Source organism: Acinetobacter lwoffii (assembly GCF_015602705.1).
In the GTDB taxonomy this organism is placed as follows: domain Bacteria; phylum Pseudomonadota; class Gammaproteobacteria; order Pseudomonadales; family Moraxellaceae; genus Acinetobacter; species Acinetobacter lwoffii_E.
Map to the genome: position 1 here is coordinate 775726 of NZ_CP059081.1, position 18199 is coordinate 793924.

Annotated in this window: 13 protein-coding genes and 1 pseudogene; 9 read left to right on the forward strand and 5 right to left on the reverse strand. The window is 44.2% G+C overall.

The annotated features are described in order from the left end of the window. Positions 1 to 92: 92 nt before the first annotated feature. From H0S56_RS03675 to yccS, 3 genes are all read right to left on the reverse strand, one after another. Positions 93 to 2723: a PepSY domain-containing protein gene (locus H0S56_RS03675; RefSeq protein ID WP_195725683.1), complete on the reverse strand. Its 2631-nt coding sequence runs from the start codon at positions 2721 to 2723 to the stop codon at positions 93 to 95. Positions 2724 to 2892: 169 nt separating this feature from the next. After that, positions 2893 to 3453 carry a YcxB family protein gene (locus H0S56_RS03680; RefSeq protein WP_195725684.1) on the reverse strand — a complete coding sequence of 187 codons (561 nt, stop codon included), beginning with the start codon at positions 3451 to 3453 and terminating at the stop codon, positions 2893 to 2895. A gap of 85 nt (positions 3454 to 3538) precedes the next feature. Continuing rightward, on the reverse strand, positions 3539 to 5713 hold the full coding sequence (yccS, locus tag H0S56_RS03685) for a YccS family putative transporter (RefSeq protein WP_195725685.1): 2175 nt from the start codon (positions 5711 to 5713) through the stop codon (positions 3539 to 3541). A 138-nt stretch (positions 5714 to 5851) separates the two neighbouring features. Between yccS and H0S56_RS03690 the strand changes: the two genes are divergently transcribed. After that, positions 5852 to 7069, forward strand: coding sequence for a multidrug effflux MFS transporter (locus tag H0S56_RS03690; RefSeq protein ID WP_195725686.1), 1218 nt, complete (start codon positions 5852 to 5854; stop codon positions 7067 to 7069). 77 nt (positions 7070 to 7146) lie between these two features. On the opposite strand, the gene H0S56_RS03695 is transcribed toward H0S56_RS03690, so the two are convergent. Then, positions 7147 to 7854: a nitroreductase gene (locus H0S56_RS03695; RefSeq protein ID WP_195725687.1), complete on the reverse strand. Its 708-nt coding sequence runs from the start codon at positions 7852 to 7854 to the stop codon at positions 7147 to 7149. A 903-nt stretch (positions 7855 to 8757) separates the two neighbouring features. Here H0S56_RS03695 and gltS point away from each other — a divergent pair. Both gltS and H0S56_RS03705 read left to right on the forward strand, forming a co-directional pair. Beyond that, a complete protein-coding gene (gene gltS, locus H0S56_RS03700) occupies positions 8758 to 9996 on the forward strand; it encodes a sodium/glutamate symporter (RefSeq protein ID WP_004731964.1) in 1239 nt (412 codons plus the stop codon). A 45-nt stretch (positions 9997 to 10041) separates the two neighbouring features. After that, entirely contained in the window at positions 10042 to 11517 is a 1476-nt protein-coding gene (locus H0S56_RS03705) for an alanine/glycine:cation symporter family protein (protein WP_195725688.1), read from the forward strand. Between the two features lie 55 nt (positions 11518 to 11572). Here the strand turns inward: H0S56_RS03705 and chrA are convergent, their stop codons facing one another. After that, positions 11573 to 12778 (reverse strand): chromate efflux transporter, encoded by a 1206-nt coding sequence (gene chrA / locus H0S56_RS03710; RefSeq protein ID WP_195725689.1) that lies wholly within the window; start codon positions 12776 to 12778, stop codon positions 11573 to 11575. A 124-nt stretch (positions 12779 to 12902) separates the two neighbouring features. On the opposite strand from chrA, the gene H0S56_RS03715 reads away from it, so the two are divergent. From H0S56_RS03715 to H0S56_RS03740, 6 genes and pseudogenes are all read left to right on the forward strand, one after another. Beyond that, positions 12903 to 13907, forward strand: a complete 1005-nt coding sequence (locus H0S56_RS03715) for a patatin-like phospholipase family protein (RefSeq protein ID WP_195725690.1) — start codon at positions 12903 to 12905, stop codon at positions 13905 to 13907. A 339-nt stretch (positions 13908 to 14246) separates the two neighbouring features. Then, entirely contained in the window at positions 14247 to 14423 is a 177-nt protein-coding gene (locus H0S56_RS03720; protein WP_004731959.1) for a hypothetical protein, read from the forward strand. 287 nt (positions 14424 to 14710) lie between these two features. Further along, complete coding sequence (locus tag H0S56_RS03725; RefSeq protein ID WP_004280680.1) at positions 14711 to 15232, forward strand: acyl-CoA thioesterase; 522 nt, start codon at positions 14711 to 14713, stop codon at positions 15230 to 15232. A 150-nt stretch (positions 15233 to 15382) separates the two neighbouring features. Then, positions 15383 to 15946: a TetR/AcrR family transcriptional regulator gene (locus tag H0S56_RS03730; RefSeq protein ID WP_195725691.1), complete on the forward strand. Its 564-nt coding sequence runs from the start codon at positions 15383 to 15385 to the stop codon at positions 15944 to 15946. Between the two features lie 40 nt (positions 15947 to 15986). Beyond that, positions 15987 to 17186 (forward strand): MFS transporter, encoded by a 1200-nt coding sequence (locus tag H0S56_RS03735; protein ID WP_195725692.1) that lies wholly within the window; start codon positions 15987 to 15989, stop codon positions 17184 to 17186. Position 17187: 1 nt separating this feature from the next. Continuing rightward, positions 17188 to 18080 (forward strand): annotated as a pseudogene (locus H0S56_RS03740) (LysR substrate-binding domain-containing protein). Positions 18081 to 18199: the final 119 nt, after the last annotated feature.

The following is an 18199-nucleotide window of genomic DNA, read 5'->3' on the forward strand; positions in this document are numbered from 1 at the left end:
TCCCTTTTTTCTTATTCATATTCTTATTATTGCTTTTGTATCTTCAATAAAAACCGGGCCATTGAGCCCGGTTTTTAGCATATCAGGTTATCTTAATATACATCACGGCGATAACGTCCATCCAGACGTAATTGATCTAGCATTGTTTCACCGAGAATCTCGGTCAGGGCCTGATCCACATCGCTGGCCATACCATTGATGCTACCGCAGACATAAATCACCGCACCTTGGGCAATCCAGGCTTTCAGTTCTTCAGCCTGTTCGCGCAGTTTATGGTGTACATAGACTTTTTCCTGCTGGTCGCGCGAGAATGCGAGATCGAGACGTTTCAGTGTTCCCATTTGTAGCCAGGCCTGAATGGTTTCTTCAAAGAAGAAGTCATGTTCACGCTGACGTTCACCGAAAATCAGCCAGTTCTGGCTATAGTCCTGACGGTTACGCGCACTGAGCAGACTTAATAGTCCCGCAATACCAGTACCATTACCAATACAGATAATCGGACGGTTGTCATCAATCAGGTGGAAAGAGTCATTGCTGCGAATACGTAGGGCAATTGGCGCATTGAGAGCCGCATGCTGGGTCAGCCAGCCTGAACCTAGTCCAAGATTGCCCTCGGCATCTGTCTGCTGACGTACCACCAAGCGTAAAACTTGCTGGCTTGGAATACTGGCAATCGAGTATTCACGTGTTGCCAAAGTTGGTAATTGCGTGAGAAGTTGATCCAGAGAATCAAAAGGTTCAGTTTGAGTCAGATCACGATCCCAAAGCGCCTGTTCAATACTTTGTTGCACAGAAGGCACTTGTGTACCCGCTGTAATTTGGTGCTTTTGTATAAATGCATCAATACGTTCTTGGCTATTCCCTGGCTGAACCTCGGCAATATCACCTGCTTGCCAGATGGCTTCATGCTCAGGGGTCAGTTCGATATTGAAAGCAGGCGCACCCAGACTACCCGGATTGAGGACTTCACGTTTACTCAAACTCCAGTGATCAAAGGTCTTATCGATACTCATCGCTTGTAGCTCAAGTCGAGTGACTTGTGCCAGTGCAGTATTCCATTGCTGGATATGCTCGTTGTTGGCATTGTCGACTTCAATTGTATTGAATAGCTGCTGGGCACCATTCTGTTTTAGCCACTGATCAATACGGTGACCAAAACTGCAATAGCTGTCTGGATATTCCTGAGAACCTAAGGCCAATACAGCATAACTTAAATGACTGAGATCAGCTTGAGCAGACAGGATTTTTTTCTCAAAAGAAGAAGCCAGATCCGGCGCTTCGCCCGTGCCATAAGTACTGGCAACAAATAATACCTGTTCGGTTTGCTGTAAATCGGCAAGCGTCAGTTGCTGTACCGGCTTGACGGTTACCGGTTGGCGTGCTTCCTGTAGGGCAGTTGCTGTACGCCAAGCCAGTTGCTCAGAAACCCCTGTTTGTGAGGCATAAGCAATGAGCCACGGTTTGGCATTTTCATCGACGTTCACTGCAGTCGCACCCTGACGTGCTTCCAGCGTTAAGCGTTTTTGTTTGCGACGTTTCAGATAGAGCATCCAACCTGTCACAAAGAACAATGGCATCAACAAGGCTGCGACCATGACAAAGAACTGGTAGATCGGGCCGAAGAAGCTGCCACGATGCACCGGTAACATGCTGCTCATGATCTTTTCATTGAGCTTTTTATCTTCATACAGCTCAACTTTGGTAAATTCAGCTGTCTGGTAATTATAAGTGGCACTGTTTCGTGCACGTTCATGCTGAACGATTGGATCGACAAAGCTCAGTTGCATTTCACCATCCGGTTTTTTCGGAAGGTTAAACGTTACAGTAGAATACTTATCTGAAAATTCAGTGTTAAAGCCAATCCAGCTTTGGTCTAGCGCACGTACAGTAGCTTTAGGGCTGAGACCTTCGCGGCCTTCACGACCAGCACCGCGTTCGCCACCCTGACGGCCTTCACCTCGTGCTTCACCTTCAGCACGTGGGCCACGTTCGCCACCTGTACGTCCTTCACCACGGTTATTGCCGGCATTGGCCTGCATTTCCGGTTGCGGACGCTCTACACCCAGCACCTTAAACATGCCGTTGCGCCACCAGTCATAAGACCAGTACAGACCGGTACAGGCCAGAATCAGGTAGAAAATCACCACCCAGGTTCCCACAACAGCGTGCAGATCCCAGATAAAATTACGGCCTTTCAGCTGAGGTTTTACAAAGAACCATTGCTTGATCGAATGACGTTTCGGCCAGCGCAGGTACAGACCTGACAAGACAAAAAAGATCAGCATCAGGGTACAGGCACCGGTAATCTGCTTACCTACTGGACCAACCGTCAAATTACGATGCAGTTGCTGAACAAACTGGAAAAATTCCCGACCCTTAATCTCTGGCAAGACTTCTGCAGTATACGGGTTGATCATGATGTTCTGACCACGCCGTGCACCTTCTTTGGCAACATTTACGGTACTCGAAGCACTTGGATCTTGCGCTATGGTAATGCTGTTGATCTTCATGTCAGGCGCAGAACGGTTAAAGTGCTGATACAGCTCGGCAGGCGTGAGTTTGTCACGTTGCTGAACCTGAACCGTATAACTGTCGCTATTCATCCATTTTAATATTTGTTGTTCATAGGAATAGATTGCGCCAGTGACCCCCATTATCGAGAGGATTAAACCTGCTGTAATCCCCAGAAACCAGTGGATTTGGAAAAATGTCTTTTTAAACATGGTCGTCAGATTAAGGGTGAGATCTATAAAAGTGGCAAAATTATAACTGAAGTTTAAGCCCGAATTATAGGTGTTGAGGATAATATTTATTCTCATTATCATTTATTGTTTTGAGAATAAAAAAACCTCCATGCCGAGGCAGGAGGTTTTTCACTGAAGAAAGAATAGGTTAGATTTGTTTTGCTGCGCCCACTTCTGCTTCCAGATGCTTGCGAATCGTGGCGAAAGAGAAGTTTTTGCTGTCTAGACGTTTCGGCAGGATATATGCACCTTGCTGGCCTTTTACTTTGAAATTGACCAACATGAATTCTGGTGTGTTGTACCATTCATAAATGTCTTTCCAGCTAATCGCGCCAACACCTTCCTGCATGCCCATTTTCTGGCGCATCACGATGCCGTGCGGTTGCACGCCCAGGCGAACACCTTTGATTTCCTGTACCGGAAATTCATTCATCTTGCGTTTAACATACCATTCCAGACCAAAGGTACGGATCAGGTAATACAACACCACACAGACAATGGCCACCCAGCAGAACACGGTAGAATAGTTCTTCAGGAGCAGAATGCCCAGAATAGAAAGTGCAACAACAGCACCCATGATCAGCCATGCTTTCATGCCAATTTTATTGGTACTACGCCAGATCACCAGCTGAGCATCACGCTGCTCGGCTTCTGAAATTTCATAGTTCACAGGCTGTAGGGTATAAGCGTATAAATTTTTCGCGGTCATAATGAAATTAGCAGATTTTAAACTGTAAAAAGTTTAGCACTAATTGTACCAATTCAGTGAGTATATTGTTCCAAAATCAGCCAAATTATAATGAACCTAATTCAGTTGCCTGTTCATCACGCTCATGGCTCAAACTTTGTTTCAGTTGGCTCAACTGCTTTAAAATACTGAACATTAAAGACAGCTGCTGCAAAATGATCAGGGATTTCTGATCTTGCTCCTGATCTTGAGCCAGGCGCTGTCGAATATGAGCAATCATATTTTGCGCACTTAAATCGGGCATTTCATCTCGTAACAATGCACCACGAATGTTCTCGAGTGCTTTGTCCAATAAATTCAGAATGTCCTGATCTTCAATTTTTTCCCGGTGTGCACCCAGTGCGGCAATATAACTGATAAAAGTATGGTTCAGACAAAGGAACTCAAAGGCTAGTGATTTTTGTACCGGATCAATATCTGGTTCAGTGGCCAGTGTCGAAATCAGTGAAGCCACCTCGGCATCGGTATTATGGGCCGCACGGCGCACAATCCGATATTTCAGGCCATTATTACGTCCCGATTTATACTGCTCGATTACTTCACTCAAATAATCTGCTTCTGCCTGCAAGCTGCGTTTGATACTGCGCGGCAAACGTCGGAACTTCCAGTCTGGAAAAATAAAGCTGACGCCGAACCAGGCAATCGCACAGCCAATCAAGGTGTCGATCATACGCGGGATGGCCGCGGCATAGCCCATACCGTCCAGGTTGAAGTTGATCAGGGCTAAAATCGTGATAAAGGCGGTGGCCTGTGCATACTGTTTACTGCGCAATTCAAAGAACAGAATCCCACTCAGTACCAGAAGCAATAATTGTCCTTCGATGGACGGCACAAAATATAAAATGGCATAACCGAGGATAATACCGACCAACGTACCGATAATACGCAGACGTAAACGCCGTTTGGTGGCGTTAAAGTTGGGCTGGCTGACAAAGAGTGCGGTCAATAAAATCCAGTAACCATATTCAATATTGCTGACCTGTACAAAAATATAGCTGATCAGCAGCACAATCGACAGGCGAATGGCATGCCGGAACAGCACCGATTCTGGGGTCAGATGCTGCTTAATCCGAATCTTGATGTCATCCCAGCCTTTCAGATCATCATCTCTAAGCTGGTTCTCGATATGTTTGAAACGCTCGGACTTGATATTCTGCTCGGTTTCCAGGTTGCGTAACTGGGCATCAATTGATTTCAGGTTTTGAAACAGCGCAAATAAGGAATTGATCCAGACCTGATCATACTGCTGCTCCTGACGTAACTTATCCAGAGACTGTCTCAGGTTATCAAAGGCATGCTTGAAGCGCTGGTTATGCACATAAGGTTTGCGCAGCAGCAAACTTTCACTCAGGTCCTTACAGGCTTTGCCCTGAATTGACATGATGCGCTGGAAGCGGAACAGGATATCGCTATGCTGGAAAATCTTGGCCAGTTTCTGATAATCAATATGCGCTGAATCGGCACGTTCATGAATATCCTGCGCGACAAAATAATATTGCAGACTGCGACGGGTATCTTTTTGCCCACGGTCGCCTTTCAGGCGGGTCAGGAGAGCCGTTTTCATTTCATTAAAAATCGCAATCAGTTTGCCGTTTTCAAGCGAGAGTTCAATCATGCTCTGCTGATAGCTTTTCGGCGTCATGTCCACATCAAACAGATTGGACTTGGCATATAAAAAGTCACCGAGCGCAGAATAGGAAATGGCAAGCTTGTCTTGCGCCAGCCGGGCAGGGAAAGTCAGGAAACTGATGGTCGACAGCAGACCGTACCACATCGCGCCGATGACCAATAAACCAGCCTGTTTATACCATTCATCAAACAGCTCCACCCCAAGCATGGAATAAACGGAAATCACCAGACAGCCGTAGGAAATCGTGGCATAGCGTCGCCCTAGTGAACCCAGCAAAATCAGGGCAATACAGGACACAATTAAGGCCAAGGCAAACAGCAAGGGATAAGGAAAAAGCAGATATACGCCTACTGCCGTAATAAAGAAGCCAATGTAGGTGTAGAGCAGATTTAAAATCCGCACCGAAAAGCGGTCATCAATATCGCTTAAACCGGCTGCGACCACCCCTAAAGTCAATGGGATCGTCATCAATTGTTGTCCCATAAAATAGGGAACAAAGGCGGTACCTGCAAATGCCGTCATCATGCGCAGGTTATACATCAAGGTCGTGTTATAGGTGGTTTGCTTGAGACGAGTGAGCCAAGATTTCAAAGGTCGTCCTTTATACTGCAGTCTTAGAGCTGAATCTGAATAGGCTAATGAAAATAGTATATTTATAAATCTTCATTTCAGGCTAAATCATACTATGCACTGTGTTAATTTGTCTGCATATTAGCGCTTTAAATCTTCATGCTTATGACATCGAATAAAATAGTACAACAACCTTATGCCATGTCCTGGATTGTTTTGCTGGCGACCTTAAGTGCACTCGGGCCTTTATCCATTGATATGTATCTTTCGGCCTTACCGGCTATGGCAGCAGATTTTGGTGTCAGTACCCAAATGGTTTCCAATAGCTTGCCGGCTTATTTCTTCGGTCTGGCGATCGGGCAACTGATTTATGGTCCGATCAGTGACCGGATTGGACGTAAACCGCCACTGTATTTTGGGCTGTGTTTATACATTGTGGCAAGTTTGCTGTGTGTCTTTGCGCAGGATGAATGGAGCCTGATCGCTGCACGAATTCTGCAAGCTCTTGGTGGCTGTGTCGGGGTGGTCATGGCACGCGCTGCAATTCGCGATCGTCTGGATATGCATTCAGCAGCTCAGGCCTTTGCCAGCATGATGATTGTGACTGCGATTGCGCCAATCATCGCCCCGAGTCTGGGGGGCTGGGTGTTGATGTTTTATGAATGGAACATGATCTTTTTGGTGCTGATGGGCTGTGGTCTGTTGAGTCTGGCCTGTGTACATTTTCTATTTAAAGAAACCCTGGAGCCAGAACGCCGTCTCAAGCTGAACTTTCAACAGGTTATAAGTTTGTACCGGTGCATTTTTCAAGATCCCAGCTTTCGACGCCCGCTCTATGCCGGCTGTTTTTCCGGTGCGGTGATGTTCTGTTATATCAGTGCTTCTTCGACTATTCTGATGGATCGTTATCAACTGACCGAGCAGCAGTTTGCTTATGCCTTTGGTGCCAATGCTTTCGGCATCATGCTGTTTTCGACCTTGAATAAACGTCTGGCTGGACGATTCTCGATATTGCAGCGCCTGAAAATCGGCACCTGCCTGCAGTTTGCCGGTGTATTAGGGTTAATCTTGCTGGGCTGTCTGGACGTCGATTCTGTGCTCTGGGTGTTGTTAGGCATGTTTATTGTGGTGGCATCTATCGGGTTTACTGGTCCGAATGCCATGGCTTTGGCAATGGCTGAACAGGGCGAGCGGGCAGGAACTGCCAGTGCGATTATGGGCAGTATGCAATTTGTCTGTGGTTTATTGGGCGGTGTATTACTGAATTTTCTGATCTGGCATGCTTTGTTGAATATGGCCTTGATCATGCTGGTTTTTGTCGGTATTTCCGCTTGGGCGATTTTTAAAATAAAGATGCCAATCTTGCAAAATGCATAGATGCTGGGCGTTCTCTAATATATTAAAAATGCTGGATCGAACAGAGGGCTAAGCAAGTTGGCTTAGCCCTGCTTGCATCACTCATCGATAAACACGGCAAATTCCTCTACGGGAACGCGCGGGGTAATAAAGCTGTTAATAATCTGCACTGGGTCGGCATAACCCAGTGCCATACCGCAGACCAGCTCTTCATCATCAGGTGCGCCGACCAGATCAAGCACGATCGGATGAAAATGATTCCAGGCAGCCTGCGGACAGGTGTCCAGACCGCGGGCTTTTGCTGCCAGCATGACATTCTGGATCATCATGGAAACATCCATTTTGGAACCAATCGCCAAAGAACGATGGACGGTAAAGAACAGGCCGACAGGCGCATCAAATAATTCAAAATTACGCAGCTGCTGACGCGCCATTTTTTCCTTTTCGCCTTTCTGAATATTCAGCAAGCCATATAAACCCCAGCCATTTTCACGACGACGTTCAATAAATGGCGAGATCCATTGTTCAGGATAATAGGCAAAAGTTTCCTGATACTGCTGCGACAATTCCGGATTTGCATAGATTTGCATTTGTGCCTGACAAACCTGCTGCACGAGTTCATCACGCTTTTTACCTGTTACCACATACACTTTCCAGGGTTGGGTATTGGTTCCTGAGGGTGCGCGGCTGGCCACCGTCAAAATCTCTTTTAAGATGTCTGTACTAACGGGGGTATTTAAAAAAGCACGCACTGAATGGCGAGAGGTGATGGTGTGATCTATAGCATGAACAAGATTTTGATCCATTATGGGGTCCAGTCGAATATCCTTATTGAGTTTGCAATGACTATAAACTAAACAAACAGAAGGGAGGATAGGAAAATTTCATTGTTTACCGGATGATAAAAATGATTTATCCAAAAAATGGCCAAAGAGTACTTATTTGGCCTTCTAAAATACGAGTTTAGTCCTCTAAATGATCAGAATAAATATTGTTATGAAAATTGTCTTTAAGTGAAAAAAATAGCTTAAATCCCAAGTGCTTGAACCATTCAACAATAACAATTTCACACAGAGAACTGGTTTATTTTGACTGAAAATCAAGATAATTTAATTTCAAGATGCCTGTTTTATTACGTGTTGAGTAAAAGATTAATATTTTTTTTGAATTAAAATATAGATTAATCTTCATATAAAAATGAGAATTTATAATTATTTTTTATAGGTAAATTAACTATTGCTAATAAAAAGAAATAAAACTTGATACAAAGAAACAGCATAATGTACGACTTTTCATCTTAATTCATGCATTTTGTGATTAAGATCTGTTTTAAATAACGCGATTCCAGATGGCTTGAATGAAGTCTTTAGGTTGAAAGCACTCATCAAGCACTGAATGTTTTTTTGAGCTTAAAACACAGTTTTTTTTACCAGCATGCGCGTCTGTTAGAAAAATGTCTGCAATTTTCAAACAGACTGAGTGTCGGAATAGAAAAGGTGTTGCTTTTATAAATCTCTCATTTGTTGAATATGATCGTGATGATGATATTCATAAGTTTAAAAGAGATGATAAATCGGTTTGTTTTTCTAATGGTGATAGATCAAATCAGGATATTTCCAGATAAAGATCTAATGAGCGAGCTAGAGATCTAGCGCACTCCCTCACTTTTAGAACAATAAAAAATTCAAAATCATCTTGGGCAAAAAATTATGGATTTTACTTTTAACGCATTTTATACCTTGATTGCCGCAGTCATTGTTTTGTTACTCGGCCGATTCCTGGTTAATAAAATCGATTTTTTAAGACGTTACAATATTCCTGAGCCGGTTGCGGGCGGTTTGGTTGCGGCGATTATCTCATTGCTGGTGCATTCATTGTGGGGATATAGCATCACCACCAGTGCAGAATTACAAACCAGCTTTATGCTGATTTTCTTTGCTTCGATTGGTCTGAGTGCCAACTTTTCCAAGTTGCGTGAAGGTGGGATCGGTCTGGTTATTTTCCTGTTTGCTGTTTCGGCTTTCATTATTTTGCAAAATGCGGTCGGCATGAGTCTGGCAACATTATTGGGTATTGACCCGTTGATTGGCCTGATTGCAGGCTCAGTTACCTTAACCGGTGGTCATGGTACTGCGGGTGCATGGGGGGAAATTTTTGAAGTTGAACATGGTATTCAAGGTGCTTTGGCACTAGGTATGGCCAGTGCGACTTTTGGATTGATTATCGGCGGTATTATTGGCGGACCTTTAGCCAAGTTGCTGATCAACCGTTATAACCTGGCGACTGCGCGTACCGATCAGCAAATTGAAACGCGTGACAATACGCCAATGGACAGCACCACCAGCGAATATGTACCGTTTGAATATCCGCATCAGGTGCGTTTAATTACCGCTGATAATGCAATCACGACCTTGGGTCTATTTGCAGGCTGTTTGGCTTTTGCAGAGTTTATGACGGGTTTCAGTAAAGGTACTGCATTTGAACTGCCAACATTTGTCTGGGCATTGGCGGGTGGTGTCATCCTGCGTAATGTACTGGAAGGTGTTTTCAAAGTTCAGATTTTCGATCGCGCGATTGATGTGTTCGGTAATGCTTCATTGTCGCTGTACTTGGCGATGGCATTGTTATCATTGAAATTATGGCAATTGGCTGACCTTGCAGGACCACTGATGGTAATTCTGGGTGCACAGACCATCACCATGGCTTTGTATGCCGGTTTTGTAACTTTCCGCATCATGGGTAAAAACTACGATGCTGCGGTACTTGCAGCAGGGCATTGTGGTTTCGGTATGGGCGCAACGCCAACAGCGGTTGCCAATATGCAGGCGATTACCAATATGTATGGTGCGTCGCATAAGGCCTTCCTGATTGTTCCATTATGTGGTGCGTTCTTCGTTGACTTAATCAATGCTACTGTTATTCAGATGATTTTGAAGTTTTTTGCATAATTTTTATGCCTGATACGATGAGTCATAGGCTCATAAGGATGTGACATGAATGATCAGTTAAATGAAACCTTACTCGGCTGGATTAATGCCCTGAATGGCCCTTTATGGGATTTTCTGGTGGTGTTTCTGGTCGCAGTCGGTATTTTCTACACGATCATGACGGGTGCAGTACAAATTCGTTTGTTCTGGCACAGCATGAAAGTCATGAAAAATAGCCGTGGCAAGGTTCAGGATACGCACGGCATTACCCCGTTTCAGGCGTTTGTCACTGGACTGGCAAGCCGGGTCGGTGTGGGCAATGTCGCGGGTGTCGCCATTGCGATTGCGATTGGTGGCCCCGGTGCCGTGTTCTGGATGTGGTTTACTGCCTTTTTGGGCATGAGTTCTGCTTTTGTTGAATCCTCTTTGGCACAGTTGTTTAAGGTGCGAGATAACAAAAACCAGCAATTCCGTGGTGGTCCAGCTTATTACATTACTCAAGGCCTGAAACAGAAATGGCTCGGGATTGTCTTTGCGATTGCATTGATCACGACTTATGGTTTTGTCTTCAATGCAGTTCAGGCCAATGCCATTACCGGAGCAACCTCTCATGCTTGGGGCTGGGATCAGGCGAACCTGATTCTGCCATTAGGCGGCCTGAATCTGGAAATTTCCTGGGTCGGATTGTTTCTGGTCTTGATGACTGCGGTGATCATTTTTGGCGGAATTAAACGGATTGCAAAAGTTGCTGAAAGCTTTGTACCGTTTATGGCTGTGCTTTATCTGGCGGTAGCTTTGTATATTGCAGTCATCAATTACGATCTGCTCCCTTCCATCTTCCAGCTCATTTTCAGTAAAGCCTTTGAATTTGAAGCTGCTGCTGGTGGTTTCTTTGGTGCCATGATCTCTATGGCCATGATGATGGGGATCAAACGCGGTCTGTTCTCTAACGAAGCCGGGATGGGTTCAGCACCGAACGCTGCCGCAGCCTCTGATGTGAAGCATCCGGTCAATCAGGGTCTGGTACAAATGCTGGGTGTATTTGTAGACACCTTTGTGGTGTGTTCATGTACTGCGATTATTATTCTGGTCTCGGGCCTGTATGAAAATGCCGGTTTTGAAGGCGTGACCCTGACTCAGATGGCGCTGGAAAGCCAGATTGGTGCCTGGGGTGATGATTTCTTGGCCTTGATCCTGTTCCTGTTTGCCTATTCTTCGATTATCGGTAACTATGCCTATGCCGAAGGAAACGTCCAGTTCATCAATAACAATAGTCGGGTGATGTTGATTTTCCGTTTATTTGTATTGGTCATGGTGTATTTCGGTTCTATCGCCAGTGTGCCGTTGATCTGGAATATGGCAGATCTGTTCATGGGTGTCATGGCAAGTATCAACCTGATCGCAATCCTGTTGCTGATGCCATTCCTGCTGATGCTACTCAAAGACTATACCGGTCAGCTGAAGCGTGGTGTGAAAGAACCTGAATTTAAACTGGATAACCATCCTAAATTTAAAGACAAGGTCAAATCAGATATCTGGTAAGACTTGAAGCAAAAAGCCCCGATCATTCGGGGCTTTTTTTGTGCCAAAGTTTTCTTTAGAAGAAATTTAAATAACTTTGATAAAGCACAAAGCCCAAAATCAGGCTGAACCAGACCGGTAGTTTTGAGCGTAGCAGAGCAATCATCACCGCGACAAAGACCAGGTCGGAGCCATAGCTAAAATAACGTTGTGAAAGATTCAGCAATAAATACAGTAACAGACCCACCACCGCAGCATTGATGCCCATCACCGCCTGATGAATATGGCGCTGCTGCATCAACCACGACCAATAAGGCAAGGTGGCAAAAATCAGAAAAAATGAAGGTAAAAAGATTGCACAGGTCGCTAAAATTGCATTTAGCCAGACATAAGACGTCCAAGGCAGCAAAGCACCGATATAACTGGCAAAACTGAATAAAGGTCCTGGCATGAGCTGGGCAAATGCATAGCCAAGATCAAAAGATTGGGCACTCACTAAACCAGTCGTGACAAAGTCCTGATGTAACAAAGGCAGAATCACATGACCGCCACCAAATACCAATGAACCGGTTTGATAGAAATTGGAAAAAAATTGCAGCTCCGATTCACCCCATAATTTGCCTGCTAAGGGCAGCAGCAAAAATGGCAAGATAAATGCTAGCAGCCAATAGGGTGCAGCGGCAGATCGAATATATGGCGAGCTGATTGCCGTTTTGTTAATTTCTTTGGGTTTCGAATCTGATTGGGAAAAATATCCAGCCAAGAGTCCACAGATTGCGCCCAGTATAATGACCAGAATCTGGTTAAAACTTACTGAAACGACTATCAGTAATGCGACAGAGAGGATTAAGACTGCATATTGCCAAGCCGATTTACAGAAGCTTCTCAGCATTTGCCAGAATGCCCAGGCGATGACAGAAAATACAATTAACTGGATGGTATGAAAGCTGTTTGAGTTTAAAATATAAAAATAGCTTTGACCCAATAGCGCCACCAACGCCATCAGAATCATTGAGGGCAGGGTAAAACCCAGCCATGCGATCACGGCACCAGTATAGCCCCGTTGCAGATAACCGATTGACAGGCCCACCTGACTGCTGCTCGGCCCGGGTAAAAGTTGCGCCAAAGCGACCAGTTGACTGTACTGGGTGTCATTCAACCATTGCAGTTGGGTCACAAATTTTCGGTGAAAAAACACCAGATGCGCCGCTGGACCACCAAATGAAATGCAGCCCAGTTGCAGGAAAATCAGGAAAATCCGATACAGTGAGATTGAAGACATACAATTATGGGGAAAAATGAAGATAAAGTAGCTGAACTGTATGACAGTTTTACGAAATTCTACAGACTATTTATGCATGTGTTTATACACTATGCTGCTTTAGATTAATGAGGACATTCTCTGCATGCAGAAATATGTGTTGAGTATGGTGATACTGGGTACATTTGGCCTAAGTGCTTGCCAAACGACCCCAATGACAGCCCAAGCGGCGACCGGTCATCTACAACCTGCTGCACAACGCGGAGAAGCTCAGGCACGTCCAAATCAAATTGATTTTCAAAAGATCAAGCAAACCCAACAGCGTCCAGTAGTTGCTTTAGTTCTGGGCAGTGGGGGTGCGCGTGGTTATGCGCATATTGGTGCGCTGGAAGTACTGGAACAGGCGGGTATTCACCCCGATTTTATTGTCGGAACCAGTGCGGGCAGTATTGTAGGTTCCATTTATGCGAGTGGCAAACCGGCGATTGAACTGCGCAATATTGCTCTCAGCATGCGACCGAATGATGTCCGTGATATCAAACTGGCCAGAAAAGGTTTTTTTGATGGCAAAAAAGTTGAGGACTATGTCAATTTGCAGGTCGATCAAACTCCGCTTGAAGCCATGAAAATCCCGATGTTTGTGGTAGCAACCGCGCTGAAAGAAGGCAAGAAAGTCGTTTTTAATTATGGTAATACCGGACAGGCGGTACGTGCTTCAGTCTCGATTCCGAGTATGTTTATTCCGACTATTATTCAAGGTAAAGAATATGTAGATGGTGGTCTGGTCAGTCCGGTGCCGGTCGATGTGGCACGTGAGCTGGGAGCCGATATTGTGATTGCGGTGGATATTCTGGCACAGCCCATTCACACGGAAACCACCAATGTCTGGGGACTGTTTAATCAGAACATTAATATTATGCAGCAACATCTGGCACATGAAGAATTAAAGCATGCAGATGTGGTGATTCAGCCGGACTTACGCGAAAAAGGCCATATCTTTGATGTACGTGGCAGGGAACTCACCATGCAGGCTGGTGCCGAGGCGACCCAGTTAAAGTTGATGGAAATTTCACAAGCCTACCAAAAACATGATTATGCTCAAGGACATCGCATTCCGCAGTTTGTGGTACATGAACATCAAGCTCAATAAATCTTTTTTTTGAAATTTCTGTTTATACCTATATCGCAGTATAGGGATATTCAATCAAAAGGATAACGGATCATCGGCTGTAACGCTTAACTGATTGTTATAAAAGATAAGATGATTGCCTATGTGTATCAGTCAGTCGGAATTATCGCAAAAGATAAAATTAATTTTAAATATAACAAATTGAATTATAAGTATATTGTTTTAAATAATAAGCCTTATTCGTCTTAAATTAAAATTTTAATATTATTATTCGTATACTTAAGTTGATCAAATATTCAAAAGCATCGATGTTCATGCCAGAATGCAGTTTGAAAAGATCACTACACAGATGTAGACATCATGATGCATATTAAAATTGGACAGCAGGTCAAACTGGCACAATTCGAACACTATATTTTTACAGTGACCGCGACCCATCAGGATGGTTCTTTTACCGTTGAAACGACCTTGGATGGTCAACAAATTTTAAGTTATCAGAACGTGGCGCAGGAAATGCTCAGGCCAGTGATGCTTTAAATCACGCAGAGCCTTTTTATTTTCCTGAATTATTTTTGTTGAGCGCTTAAAACAGTGAAAAATTCTCAGTTGCTGTGTGATCAGCCCCAGATAAATAAGTGTTGATTTATTGGCACTTAACTTTCTAACTGAGATTTTAAGCAATTAAATATATTTTTTTCTGTATGAATACATTTTCTATATCAATAATTGTGATGCTTCATTTGCCGAATTGAACATTTTATTCATGCTAAAAACGCTATAATAATAAACGATAACCTTGTCATTCAAAGAGTTCAAAGAAAACGATGGCCCCTTTAGATCAAATTGCAGCAGTGTCGGATGACCAGTCAGAGTTAACGATGTCAGTTCTCATGACGCCAGATATGGCAAATTTTTCAGGAAATGTTCATGGTGGAACCATTCTGAAATTATTGGATCAGGTGGCGTATGCGTGTGCAAGTCGCTATTCGGGTAGTTATGTCGTGACCTTATCTGTAGACAAGGTGAATTTTAAAGAGCCGATTCACGTTGGTGAGCTGGTTACCTTTCTGGCCAGTGTGAATCATGTTGGCCGTACTTCAATGGAAATCGGGATTCGTGTAGAAGCCCAGAATATTCAAAAGAGAACGGTACGTCATACCAATAGCTGTTATTTCACCATGGTTGCGGTGGATGAAAATGGTAAACCAAAACAGATTCCAGCTTTGAACCTGGACAATGACTGGAAACGTTGCCGTTTTGAAGCAGCAGAACAGCGTAAAGTTGCGCGTTTGCAAGAAAATCATCATCCTTCATGCAGCATTTATAAAAAGACTGCACAGAGTTAAGTTAAATCGTGATTGAGAAAAGACCTTCATATGAAGGTCTTTTTTTTGCATCAATTTCAGTTTTTCACTGGAGCTTTGTTATTTTTTACCCCAATATAAAACGATACGTATCGTTTCGATTTTTAGATCTTAAAAGTTAAGTAGAAAAATATGAGCAGTGACGAAAAAAGTTCCCGACGACAGCAGTGCATTTTACAGGCGGTCGCAGATGCGCTGGCAGAATGTGAATATCATCAGTTGACGATTGAAGATGTAGCGGCACGTGCCGGTGTTGGCAAGTCCACGATTTATCGATGGTGGAAACATAAATCGGAACTGGTGCTGGACACTTTCAAACAGCATACAGCTTCGGTATTTGAGCTGGATACCTCTAAAAGCCTGAAAAGCAATCTCATTCAACAACTCGGTTCTTTATCTCAAGCGCTGAATCATCCAGTGGGGCGGGCTTTGCTGGTGGTGATTGCCAATCACCGCGAACTGGCAGGTGAGTTCTTTCAGCAATATCTGTTGCCACGTCGGCAACAGACCCATCAACTGATTCAGCAGGCGATTGAACGCGGAGAAATCCGCGCAGATTATCCTTTTGATTTGATGCTGGATACCTTATACGGCCCGATTCATTACCAGATTATTTTTTTCAACCGGATTCCGGATGAACACTATATCCAGAGTCTGGTCGAGTTGGCCTTGCATCCCGTCACTGTCCAAGCCTGAGTTGGTGCTATTTCCCTACAAATTTTAAAAGTTGGTGATTATGTCCGTTAGCGCTGAGCGGTTATGGAATCGCTCATTTATCTTGTGCTTATTCAATAATTTTTTCCTGTTTGTTTATTATTTTGCCTTATTGACCATCTTGCCAATTTACATCATGAAAGATCTGGGTGGTTCGGTAAAAGAAGCGGGTCTGGCGCTGACGCTATTTTTGGCCTCTTCGATTGCGATTCGGCCATTTTCCGGCATGATCATCGAAAAGCTCGGCAAGAAAATCTCGATGCGTGGCGCAGGCGTGATTTTTGCCTTATTTGCCTTTAGTTATTTGCTGGTAGATAGCATGTGGTCGCTGTTGCTGGTGCGTTTTTTACATGGTATCTGGTTCAGTATTCTGACCACGGTGGCAGTACCCGTCGCTAATGAATTTATTCCTGAACAGCGCAAAGGTGAGGGCATGGGCTATTTCGTCATGTCGACCAATCTGGGTGTGGTTTTTGGGCCCTTGCTGGCATTGACCGTAATTCAGTTCACCAGCTTCAAAGTCTTATTTGGCATTCTTGCCGTTATCATTTCTTTGGGGCTCATTTTCTGTTGGATGCTCAAAATCACAGAGTTACCAAAACCTGAAGCTATAAGCACAGAAAAAACCAGCTTGAGCTTGCAGGATATTCTGGAAGTCAAAGTTCTGGCGGTAAGTTTTGTGGCTTTACTAACCGCTTTTGCCTACTCGGGCATCATGAGTTTTATTACTGCATTTAGTGAAACCAAGCAGCTTTTGGGCTATACCAGCGTATTCTTTATTGTATTTGCAGCATCCATGTTGCTGGTCAGACCTTGGGTTGGAAAGATTTATGACCGTAAGGGACCCAGTGCGGTGATTTATCCTTCATTTATTTTCTTTGCCATTGGTCTGGTGATTGTCAGTCTGATTTCCAATCAATGGATATTATGGTTGTCGGCAGTGTTTATTGGCATCGGTTATGGTTCACTATTCCCATGTTTGCAGACCTTGGCCATTCAGTCGGTCGACAAACAGCGTATGGGACATGCGATTTCAACCTTCTTTACCCTGTTTGATCTGGGTTTAGCGATCGGTTCCGTGGCAATGGGAGTATTGATTGCCTATTGGGGCTTTGAAACTACTTATGTTTTGAGTGCCGCACTCCTCATTGTGACGATATTGGTTTATCGTCAGTATGTTGCCAAAAAGCAAAATAAGCGCCCGGCAAGTTTGGAGTTATAAAATGGAATTAAGGCATTTACGTTATTTCGTTACGGTGGCGCAGGAACTGAACTTTACCCGTGCCGCGGAAAAATTAAATACGGTCAGCCTTCATTGAGCCAGCAAATCAAGGATCTGGAACGTGAGGTTGGCGTACAGTTGCTAGAGCGGAATAACCGTAAGGTCGGGCTAACTGAAGCTGGACAGGCGTTTTTAAAAGAAGCTTTACTGAGTCTTGAGCATGCAGAGCGCGCCATTCAGACTGCCAGACAGATCGCGAATGCACAGCAGGATCAGCTGAATATCGGATTCGTGCCGGTCGCGGAAATGAAAGTCTTTCCTAATATCATGCCGAATATCCGCGCGCATTTTCCTGAACTGAAAGCACAGTTTCATAGTCTGACCGATGCAGAGCAGTTTAGTGCCTGAAGAAATGGACAGATCGACATTGCCTTTACCCGTTATCCGGGACAGTTAAGTGAGTTTGATTCGATCCGCATTTTTGATGAGCCTTTAACCCTGATCGTGCCGAAAGATTCCCCGGCTGCGGCCTTGCCCTATGTCAGTATCAAAAGTTTTGAAAATCAGGACTTTGTAATTAGTGATGAGCAGTCCTCACCGCAACTGCATAAGTTGATTCAAGATTTTTTTAAACAGTCCAAATTAAAGGTAAATGTGGTGCAGTATTCCACCAATATTCTGCTCAATGTCAATCTGGTAGGGATGGGGGTGGGCTGGAGTCTGGTGCCGGCCTACGTGATTCCATTGCTCGGCGATAATATTGTGGTGAAAAAGACTCTGGAACCTTTGCCGATGATTGGACTGTATGCCAATTATCGCAAGGATCAAAAACATGTGGTGATTGATCTGATTTTAAAAGTATTAAAAGAAAAGTTTTGCGTGGATCTTTTTTAATATTTAAACCTTCAATCTGCCCATCTAAAAAGCCGTGCGACAGAAATGATCTGTAGCACATCCTTTTAAATCGGGACTGCAAATCACTTTATACTGAACCTCTAACAATAAAAACCGGT